The organism is Pseudomonadota bacterium (genome assembly GCA_023229365.1).
In the GTDB taxonomy this organism is placed as follows: Bacteria; Myxococcota_A; Polyangia; order JAAYKL01; family JAAYKL01; genus JALNZK01.
Genome location: JALNZK010000039.1, coordinates 1 through 10,000 on the forward strand (window position 1 = coordinate 1; position 10,000 = coordinate 10,000).

Below are 10,000 nucleotides of genomic sequence, written 5' to 3' on the forward strand. Positions count from 1 at the left end.
TCGAGGTGCACGAGCGGCTGGTCCTTCCCGCCGGAGAAGAAGCAGAAGGTGCGCACGGCGGCCCGCTCCTCGAGGCAGCACAACGCGAGGTGCGGGATCCACGCCCGGACGAGCCGCTTCCCCTTCACCCTCCCGAAGTCGGGGACGATCCTCCCGCGCGGCGTGAGGCCGTCGACGAGCCCGCCGACCGCGCACCGCCCCCACGGAGTCTCGACGTCCATCCCGAACAGGGCGCTGTCGGTGCCCGCACCCTCCCCGACGGCGCGCCTCGCGGCCTCGGCGATCTCGAGCGCCTCGCCCGAGATCTCCGCGACGGCGACGGCGCCGGACGCGCCGACCGGGATCCTGCCGGTCCCGGACGCACGCGCGACCACCTCCGCGGGAGAGGCGCCGGCGAGGATCTCCCGCAACGCCTGCGATCCGGCCTCGAACTTCTCTAGAGGGCCGAGCTCGAACGGCTCCCGCTCCGGAACCTCATCCTCGGAACGAGGCGGTTCGACGCCGAGCACCCGCCGGCAGAAGTACCCGCTCGGATCCGCGAAGTAGCTCGTCATGTCCGCGAGATCGAGCGCCGCCACGTCGCGCGCCTCGAGCGGAAGGGGGTCCATCCCGCACGGCGTGGGCGCCTCGTCGCGGTCGCCGCAAAGGCTCGCCGAGGCGGCGGCGTACGCCACGCGATCGAATCCCGGCAGGCGCTCTCGGGACGCGCGGCCGCCTTCGAAGTAGGCCGGGCTGAACGGCTCGACGGGGTGCGCCACCGCGACGTCCGCCCCGAAACCCTCCTCGACGGTGTCGAGCAGCTGCGTCACGACGGCGGAGGGCAGCGCCCCGTCCCCGCGATCGTCCTCGGCGCAGAACGTGACGATCAGCCGCTCCCGCGCAGCGAGGATCGCCTCGAGGAAGAGCGCGTGGTCCTCGTCGCGCGGCGAGCGATCGCCGGGCCGCGGCGCAGCCGCCATGAGGTCGAAGCTCGGCGGGTTCGCGCTCCGCGGGAAGGAGCCCGCGCCGAGGCCGACGACGAAGACCGCCCGGAACGGGACGCCGCGCATCCGCGACAGATCCGCGCAGACCACGCCCTCCTGGAAGCCCCGCCGCGACGGGGGCTCCTTCGCCCTGGCCTCGAGCTCGAACGCGAACGCGCTCGGACCGACCGCGGCGGCGCTGCCGGAGAACGTGACGTCCTCCTCGAGCGCCGCGATCGCGCCCCAGAAGGCGTCCCTCGAGGGCTGCGGCTCGCCGTCGACGTCGCACGCGGCGCTGACGACGCGCCGCAGGTCGGCGCACCACGCGGCGAGCGGCCGCGGCGCGGAGAGCGCCTCGATCGCGCCTATCACCCCGGCGAGGCACTCGACGAGCGCGACCGGGACGGCCGTGTCGGCCGATCCTCCGTCCCAGGGCAGGACGCCGCGCCAGGCCTGGCCGCCCCCCTGCGACATCGCGAGCCCGACCGTCACCCTGTCGAGCGCGAAGCGCCAGGTGTTCTCGACGAGCGCCGGGAGGCCGTGCCGGCCCCGGTGCTCCGCGTCGATCCCGAAGCGCGCGCCGGCGGAAAGGCACGCGGCGAAGAGATCGTCGACCTCGGCCGCGCCGAGCCCGAACCTGCGCGCGACCTGCGGCCGCGAGACGAACCCGTGGAGCTCCCCGGCGCCGAGCCGCGACTCTGCGAGCGCGAGGAGCGCCGACACGGTGTCGAGCATCGAGGCCGCGGCGTCGGACGAGCGGCGCGTCGAGGCGCGGGGGATCTCGGGCGCGCGGCCGAAGACCGCGTCGATGAAGGGGACGTACGCCTCGACGTCCGGGGCGAGCACGGCGACGTCCCCCGGGCGGAACGTCGACGCGGGATCCGCGAACAGCGCGAGGATCTCGTCGCGCACCGCCTCGATCTCCCGCAGCGGGCTGCGGCAGGCGCACACCTTGATCGACCAATCGCCCGGATCGCGCGGCAGCGGCGGGGCGTCCGCTCCCGGCTGGCCGCCGCGCCTCGTGAGGTGCAGCATGTCGGACTGGATCGACGCGAGCACCGAGCCCATGCCGCCTGAGCCCGGATCGACGAACAGCTCCTCAGGGCCCTCGACGTACTGCACGCGCTCCTCGAGGACGCGCTGGAAGTCCCGCCCGAGGCGGCCCATCGACGCGACGAGCCGGTTCCCGTCTTCGCGCCCGGAGTCGCCGGCGTACTCGCGCGAGGGGTTGAGGTTGTAGAGGTGCACGTCGGTGCGGCGCGCGAGGGCGGCGAGCAGCTCGACGTGGAGCGGCGGCAGCGAGGTGACGCCGAACAGGGACACCCGCGCCGGAAGCGACCCGCCCGCCGCGCGATTGAGCGCCGCCGCGGCCTCGCGGGCGAGCTCCGCCTGCGTCCTCGGCCGCCCGTGCGCCGCGCCCTCGAGCCTCGCCATCGCCGCGCGAAAGAGGATCGGCTGCCAGCCCTCGCTCCCGGCGCCGCCGAGCCACGCCGAGACGAGCTCCGGCCTGTAGAGCGCGTACTCCGCGAAGGCGTGGGCGACCTTGCGGGACAGGGCGTGCAGCGCCTTTCCGGTGTCGCCGCGCTCGACGTAGCGCGCGACCGGCGAGAGCTCCCGCCGCGCCAGAAGCCCCGGGAGGACGTCCAGGATCGCGAGCGCGAGCCGATCCTCGCCCAGGATCTCGGGCGCCTCCGCGTCCGGGCCGAGCGCCCAGCGGATCACGTGGCGGAAGAGATCGGAGGGGAGCGGCATCTCCGTGTTCGCGAACACGCCCGTCTGCGCGGCGATCTCCCGCTCCAGGAACGCCCGCGCGCCGAGGCTCTGCACGGCCACCCACTCCGGCGCGAGCGGGTCGCGGGGGGGGTCCTTCGAGATCTCCGCGACGAGCGCGTCGGCGAGGCGCTCGAGGCGGTTGCTCCTGTGGAGGTGGAACATCCACATGGCGATAACCGTTGTCCGGCGGCCCGGTCAAGCGATCGATCCCGCTTGCGGGCGCTCCGTTTCCCAACTATACAAAATACGCACCGAGGTGGACCGCGCGCGGCCGCCATCGGGGCGCGGACGGGAGAAGCCGCAGGCGCTTCAGGCGTTCATTCCGCGAAAGGAAGAGCGACCGATGACGGCGAAGAAGAAGATCACGGCCCCGAACATCACGGCGCACAAGCGCAAGGGCCGCAAGATCGTCATGATCACGGCCTACGACGCGACCTTCGGGCGCCTCTTCGACGGAGCGGGCGTCGACATGGTCCTCGTGGGCGACTCGCTCGGCATGGTGATCCAGGGGCACGACTCCACGATCCCCGTCACGCTGGACGACGTCGTCTACCACTGCCGCGCCGTGGCCCGCGGCCTCGAGCGGGCGCACCTCACAGGCGACATGCCGTTCATGACGTACAAGGTCTCCCCCGAGCGGGCGCTCGAGGCGGCCGCCCGCGTCGTGCAGGAGGGGCGCGCCGAGTCGGTGAAGGTCGAGGGCGGCGTGGAGATCGCCGAGACGATCGCGCGGATCTGCGCCGCCGGGATCCCCGTCGTCGGCCACGTCGGGCTGACCCCGCAGTCGGTCCACGCGCTCGGCGGGTTCAAGATCCAGGGGAGGAACCCCGTGGATCGCGCCCGCATCCTGGAGGACGCCCGGGCCGTCGCGGAGGCCGGCGCGTTCTGCGTCGTGCTCGAGGGCATCCCGCTCGAGCTCGCGCAGGCCGTCACGGCGCAGCTGCCCGTCCCGACGATCGGCATCGGCGCCGGCCCGCACTGCGACGGGCAGGTGCTCGTCGGCTACGACATGCTCGGCCTGAACGAGGGCTTCTCGCCGCGCTTCCTGAAGAAGTACGCGTCGCTCGGCGCGATCATCCGGGAGGCGGCCCGGACCTACTCGGACGAGGTGCGCGCCGGCGCCTTCCCCGGCCCCGAGCACTCCGTCTCCGCGCTCGAGGCGGCGGACGGCGCGGTCGTGAGCTACGGCGCCCCGGGCGAAGGACCTATGACCCACTGAGCCATGCGCGCGCCCCCGATCATCGTCACGGATCCCGAGGAGGCTCGCGCCCGCTGCGACGAGGCGCGCCGCCGTGGGGAGCGCGTCGCGTTCGTGCCGACCATGGGGGCGCTGCACGAGGGGCACCTGCGCCTCCTCGACGCGGCCCGCGAGGCGGGCGGCTTCGTCGTCGCCAGCGTCTTCGTCAACCCGACGCAGTTCGCGGCGGGCGAGGATTTCGGCAGGTACCCCCGCGACCTCGAGGGCGACGTCGCGAAGATCTCGGGGCGCGGCGCAGAGCTCGTGTTCTCGCCGCCGGTCGAGGCGATGTACCCGGAGGGCGCGTGCACGCAGGTCGTCGTGTCCGGGCTCACGGGAGGGCTCTGCGGCGCGCACCGACCCGGGCACTTCGCCGGCGTGGCGACCGTCGTCACGAAGCTCCTCAACATCGTCGGGCCTTGCGCCGCGATCTTCGGGCGCAAGGACTACCAGCAGCTCCTCGTCGTGCGCCGCCTCGCGGCGGACCTCGACCTCCCCGTCGAGATCGTCGGCGTGCCGACGGTGCGCGACGAAGACGGCCTCGCGCTCAGCTCGCGAAACGTCTACCTGTCCGCAGGGGAGCGGCGCCGGGCGCTCGCGATCCCGCGAAGCCTCGCCGCGGCGCACGCGCTCTTCGCGAAGGGCGAGCGGCGCCCGGAGGCGATCCGCAGGGCGGTCGCCGGCCCGATCGAGAGCGCCGCCGACTCGGTCGACTACGTCGCGGTCGCGGATCCGGACACCCTCTCGGAGGCGGCCCCGGCGGGGTTCGGCGGACGGGCGCTCGTCGCGGTCGCGGCGCGGTTCGGCGGCACGCGGCTCATCGACAACACCGTGCTCGGAGAGGATAATTCGCCTTTGCCGCTCGCGGCTTGCGACTTCGGGAGAGGATCATGAGCGATTCGTACAAGCGCCTCGTCGAGCTCGGCAAGCTTCGTTTCGGCGAGCTCAAGCTGCTCGCGGACAAGCTGTTCGAGCACATGCCCCCGGGGGATCTCGCGAAGATCCTCTTCCCGCCAGCGCTCGGCCTGGACCTGCTCCGCGGCGCGCTGTCGGAGGAGCCGAGCGAGGACAAGGGCTTCTCGATCGACCTCCCGGATCGCGGCTTCTACACGGCGGCGCTCGACGTCGCGCAGTGGCTGTCGCAGCACTACTTCAAGACCAGCGTGGACGGGGCCGAGCACGTGCCCGCCGAGGGCGCGGCGCTGATCGTCGGCAACCACAGCGCCGGGCTCATGCCGCTCGACGCGATGTTCGCGATGGCGCGCGTCCGCGAGCGTTGCGGCCCGGAGCGGTTCGTGCACCCGCTCGTGCACGACTTCGCGTACGTCGGCCCGAACATCGCGGTCAACGCGCGCCGCCTCGGCATCCTGCGCGCGACGAAGGAGAACGCCGCCGCGGCCTTCGCGGCGGGCCGCCTCGTCCTCGTCTACCCGGGCGGCGACAAGGAGGCGTTCCGGACGTTCATGGAGCGGGACAGGGTCGTGCTCGCGGGCCGCAAGGGGTTCGTCCGGCTCGCGCTCTCGGCCGGGGTGCCCATCCTGCCGCTCGCGTCGGTCGGGCTGCACGAGTCGTTCATCGTCCTCGCCAAGGGCGAGCGGCTCGCGCGCGCCCTCGGGCTGAAGGAGCTCCTGCGCACGGAGGTGCTGCCCGTCGGGCTCAGCTTCCCTTGGGGGCTCGCGCCCTCGTTCTTCCCGTTCCTGCCGCTGCCGACGAGCGTCGAGATGAGGTTCCTCCCGCCCATCCTGCTCGAGGGCGATCCCGAGGACCCGGCGGTCGTCGAGGACGGCTACGCGCGCGTCGAGGCCGCGCTGCAGGGCGCGGTCGACGATCTCAGCAAGAACCGGATCCCCTGGTTCGGCCGGTAAAGGCCGGAGATACGGCAACGCCCGCCCGAACGCGCCCGCGGAGGATCTCCGCGGGCTGGGAAAAAACGGAACGCTGGGAAAGATTTCCGGCAACCTCAGAAAAAATCGACCGATACAGTGAGTGGTTCGCGACTCGCCGACGCCCGCGCATGAATTGCGCGGGCTGGAGGAGAAGAACGGCCGTGAAGCTTTTCGCCACAAAACACTCTCGCGCCGTGTTGTACGTGCACGTGGTGTGGGCGACGAAAAAACCGCACCTCCGTTCTTGATCGTGCGCTCCTTCGTCGGCTGTCCAGGCAGGCCTCCGATACGGCGAAGATGTTCGGAGCCGTCGTGCTCGCCATCGGCGGAGCACCTGATCACACCCACGTATTGCTTCGATATCGGCCCGATCTCTCCGTCGCCGCGCTCGTACGCGGTCTCAAGGCGGCGCTGACTCGAACGATTCGGCGCGACGTGCCGGGCCTCGCAGACTTTTGGTGGCAAACTGGCTACGGTGCTTTCAGCATCGGCGAGGCGGAGGTGGGTCACGTGTAGGCGTACGTTTCGAACCAGGAGCGTCACCACGCCCAAGGAACCATCTGGCCGGAGGTAGAGCCCGAGGATTGATGCCAGCCCGTCCGGATCCCGGACGGGTTTCCGAAATCCGCCTCATTCCCGTTCCCAGCCCGCGCGGATCCCGCGCGGGTGCTCTCCCCGCGCGATTCGTGCCGCGACCCTACAGCTCCGTGGCCTCGATGCGCCTGTTCTGCTGGCGGCCGTCCTCGGTGGTGTTCGGAGCGACCGGGCGCTCGTCGCCGTAGCCGACGGCCTCGATGCGGCTCTCGTCGATCCCCTTGGAGACGACGTAGTCGCGGCAGGCCTTCGCGCGCTTGACCGAGAGCGTCTTGTTCGCCTTCTTGTTGCCCACGTTGTCGGTGTGCCCCGAGATCTCGATGCGCGCGCTCTTCTTGTGCGCCATGTACTCGACGACGCCGTCGAGCCGCTCGTACGACTCCGGGCGGATCGTCGCCTTGCCGGTGTCGAAGTTGACGCCGTCGAGCACGAAGCGGGGCGCGGGCTTGCCCTTGACCGGGCGCTCGAGCTCGTAGATCAGGGTCGTCCGGATCGACAGGCGCGGCTCGTTCGGCACCTCCGACGTGGCCACGATCTCCTTCGTGCCGAGCCCGAGGAAGTACAGGTCGTACGTCTGCCCCACGGGCACGAGCATCTCGGCGTAGCCTGCCTCGTCGGTCTGCTCCGAGTAGTACTTCTGGCCGCCGGGATCGATCAGGGTGACCACGACCTCCTTCACGGGCCCCTTTTCCTTGTCGACGACGAAGAACTTCATCGCCGCCTCGGTCGCCGTCGCCTTGATCTTCGACGACGTCGCGCCGTGCGCGTCCCGGGGCGTGTCCGAATAGGCGACCGCCGGATCGCCACCCGGCGCGGCTCCTGGCGCGGCGCCGGCCTCGGTCCCGACGGTGTCGGGAGACTGGACGTCCTGCACGCCCCCTCCGCAGGCGGCGAGAGCCATCGTTGCGATCATGACGGTCACGAGGTGACGCATGGGTTCCTCCGTTGTCAGCGAGCTTCGCGGGAGACGATATCACACCCTCGCGGATCATGTCACAGCCGAGAACACGGCCTTTCGCTGCGCCGCAAGACCGAGATCAGGTCGCGACGAGCCTCGATGATTGAAAACGTCACTTCAGAACCTCACGCTCAACCGCAACCCGCTTCCGCCGCGCTCCGGATCGAAGAACAGCGAGAGCGAGGCGGTCAGGGGCTCGGGAGGCGCGAGGATAACGTCCTTGTACCGGAGCGTATTCTGTCGGTTCACACCGCGCTTGCCGGAGACGGCGAGCGGTATCCCGATCGCGACCGTGGCCACCCCCGCGGCGAGCAGCGACCAGAGCGCGACGCGTTGACGGGAGTCCCCGAGCCGGCCGTCGTCGTCCTGGTCCGGTTCGGAGGCCTCGGCATCGTACTCGGCCATGTCGCCGACGACGACGATGAACCCGTAGACGACTGTGACGACGAGCGCGACGCCGCCTACCACGACGAGGGCGAGGCCGCCGCCCTGCCGGCCGCGGTACGCGTCGTACTTTCGCAGGTCGAACTCCGTCCCCTCGATCGCCATCACGTCTTCGATGCGCTTGCGTTCGCGCTGCATCGAAACGCTCTCCGGTTGGGGCGCGGTATCGGCTGCAGGGGCGACCGTCTCCGCGTTCGCGGGCGTCGGCGCCGAAACGCAGATCGAAGTCGCCAGGAGGGCGATGGCGGTTGCCGAGAGCTTCATCGCGTCTCGCTCGGAGAGGCTACCACCCCGAACGCCATGCCCACGGACAGGATGATCTCGCCGACGCCGATCTTGTCCCCCGCGACGCCGTACGCCGTCTCGCCGCCTCCGTACTCGGACCCCGGATCGGCGATGCGGAAGAGGAACGACCCCTCGGCGGCGAACGACACGCCGAGCGACTCGCGCACCCACCACGTGAAGTCGAGGCCGGCCATCGGGCCGAGCAGGATCCAGCTGACGTGATCGTCGTAGCCGTCGGCGGCCTCCCACTTCGCCCTGAGGTAGCCGAACGCGAGCTGGAGGGGGAGCTGGAGCTCCAGGATCGAGTCGCCGCGCCCGCGGCCGTCGTAGAGACGGATCAGCGCGCCGGAGGAGAGCATCCCCTGGAACCCTTCGGTGTAGGGGTTCCCGACGAGCTGGAGCTCGACGCGGATCGGCTGCGCGAAGTCGACCGCCGCCGCGGCCGAGATCCCGGTCGGCAGCCACGTGAACATCGACGCGAACTGGCTCCGGACGCCGAGCCACGCCCGCACCTCGAGCTCCGTCGTCGGCCCCGCGGACGCGGCGCCCTGCACGGGGTCCGCTTCGCCGGCCGCGGCGGTCCCGACGATCGCGCAGAGGCAGAAGGAACCGAACACCCCTCGGAGCAGCGTGCGCGTCATCGACGCCCCCTTCCTCTCCCGGCAAAAAAAAGCCCGACCAGCTTGCACTGGTCGGGCGAGAAGAAAAACCCGGCGATGTCCTACTCTCCCACAGAGTCACCCCTGCAGTACCATCGGCGCAGGAGGGCTTAACTTCCGAGTTCGGAATGGGATCGGGTGTGGCCCCTCCGCTATCGTCGCCGGAAAACCTTTTGTCTGTAGGGGCGAGGCTAGCCTCGCCCCTACGACGACATGTTTTCAATCACCAAGTCTTCTGTAGGGGCGAGGCTTGCCTCGTCCTTACGCGAATTCGCGCGTAACCAGGTTCCCAAAAAGAACCTTGGCCTCGAACCATCTCACGTTCCTTAGACACACGGTCAAGCCTCACGGGCGATTAGTACCAGTAAGCTGCACGTGTTACCACGCTTCCACCTCTGGCCTATCAACGTTGTAGTCTCCAACGACCCTTCAGGGACCCGAAGGTCCAGGGAGACCTCGTCTTGGAGTCGGCTTCCCGCTTAGATGCTTTCAGCGGTTATCCGTTCCGAATATAGCTACCCGGCAATGCTCCTGGCGGAACAACCGGAACACTAGGGATTCGTCCACCCCGGTCCTCTCGTACTAGGGGCAGCTCTCCTCAAGTCTCCTACGCCCACGGTAGATAGAGACCGTACTGTCTCACGACGTACTGAACCCAGCTCACGTACCCCTTTAATTGGCGAACAGCCAAACCCTTGGGACCTGCTCCAGCCCCAGGATGGGATGAGCCGACATCGGGGTGCCAAACCTCCCCGCCGATATGAACTCTCAGGGGAGATCAGCCTGTTATCCCCGGAGTACCTTTTATCCTTTGAGCGACGGCCCTTCCATGCGGAACCGCCGGATCACTAACGCCTGCTTTCGCACCTGCTCCACCCGTCGGTGTCGCAGTCAAGCTCCCTTGTGCGTTTACACTCTACGGCTGGTTTCCAATCAGCCTGAGGGAACCTTCGCGAGCCTCCGTTACTTTTTTGGAGGCGACCGCCCCAGTCAAACTACCCACCAGACAGTGTCCCCGACCCGGATCACGGGTCTAGGTTAGAACTCCAGTTGCGCCAGGGTGGTATCCCAAGGTTGGCTCCATCGAGGCTAGCGCCCCGACTTCAAAGCCTCCCACCTATCCTTCACAAACACAACCGAAGTTCACTGCCAAGTTATAGTAAAGGTTCACGGGGTCTTTCCGTCTATCCGCGGGTAGTGCG

Annotated in this window: 8 protein-coding genes and 2 rRNA genes (1 of these 10 cut by a window edge); 4 read left to right on the plus strand and 6 right to left on the minus strand. The window is 69.8% G+C overall.

Features of this window, described 5'->3' with window-relative positions; translation table 11 throughout:
- Positions 1-2,897 (minus strand): exodeoxyribonuclease V subunit gamma (locus tag M0R80_16130; GenBank protein MCK9461161.1); only part of this gene is annotated, 2,897 nt, incomplete at its 3' end.
- Positions 2,898-3,078: 181 nt separating this feature from the next.
- Between M0R80_16130 and panB the strand changes: the two genes are divergently transcribed.
- The 4 genes from panB to M0R80_16150 all read left to right on the plus strand — a co-directional run bounded on the left by panB (position 3,079) and on the right by M0R80_16150 (position 6,374).
- Positions 3,079-3,954: a 3-methyl-2-oxobutanoate hydroxymethyltransferase gene (gene panB, locus M0R80_16135; GenBank protein MCK9461162.1), complete on the plus strand. Its 876-nt coding sequence runs from the start codon at positions 3,079-3,081 to the stop codon at positions 3,952-3,954.
- A 3-nt stretch (positions 3,955-3,957) separates the two neighbouring features.
- Positions 3,958-4,866, plus strand: a complete 909-nt coding sequence (gene panC / locus M0R80_16140) for a pantoate--beta-alanine ligase (protein ID MCK9461163.1) — start codon at positions 3,958-3,960, stop codon at positions 4,864-4,866.
- A complete protein-coding gene (locus M0R80_16145) occupies positions 4,863-5,837 on the plus strand; it encodes an acyltransferase family protein (protein MCK9461164.1) in 975 nt (324 codons plus the stop codon). Before panC ends, M0R80_16145 begins: the two co-directional genes overlap by 4 nt.
- A gap of 288 nt (positions 5,838-6,125) precedes the next feature.
- The gene (locus M0R80_16150; protein ID MCK9461165.1) at positions 6,126-6,374 is read left to right on the plus strand and encodes a transposase; all 249 of its coding nucleotides are present in this window, start codon (positions 6,126-6,128) and stop codon (positions 6,372-6,374) included.
- Positions 6,375-6,555: 181 nt separating this feature from the next.
- Here the strand turns inward: M0R80_16150 and M0R80_16155 are convergent, their stop codons facing one another.
- The 5 genes from M0R80_16155 to M0R80_16175 form a co-directional block, all read right to left on the minus strand.
- A complete protein-coding gene (locus M0R80_16155; GenBank protein ID MCK9461166.1) occupies positions 6,556-7,386 on the minus strand; it encodes an OmpA family protein in 831 nt (276 codons plus the stop codon).
- Positions 7,387-7,527: 141 nt separating this feature from the next.
- Entirely contained in the window at positions 7,528-8,118 is a 591-nt protein-coding gene (locus M0R80_16160; protein ID MCK9461167.1) for a hypothetical protein, read from the minus strand.
- Positions 8,115-8,780: a hypothetical protein gene (locus tag M0R80_16165; GenBank protein MCK9461168.1), complete on the minus strand. Its 666-nt coding sequence runs from the start codon at positions 8,778-8,780 to the stop codon at positions 8,115-8,117. The genes M0R80_16160 and M0R80_16165 overlap by 4 nt, the downstream gene beginning before the upstream one ends.
- 67 nt (positions 8,781-8,847) lie before the next feature.
- A 5S ribosomal RNA gene (gene rrf, locus M0R80_16170) occupies positions 8,848-8,964 on the minus strand.
- A gap of 168 nt (positions 8,965-9,132) precedes the next feature.
- Positions 9,133-10,000 (minus strand): 23S ribosomal RNA (locus M0R80_16175); it runs 2,140 nt beyond the window's last position.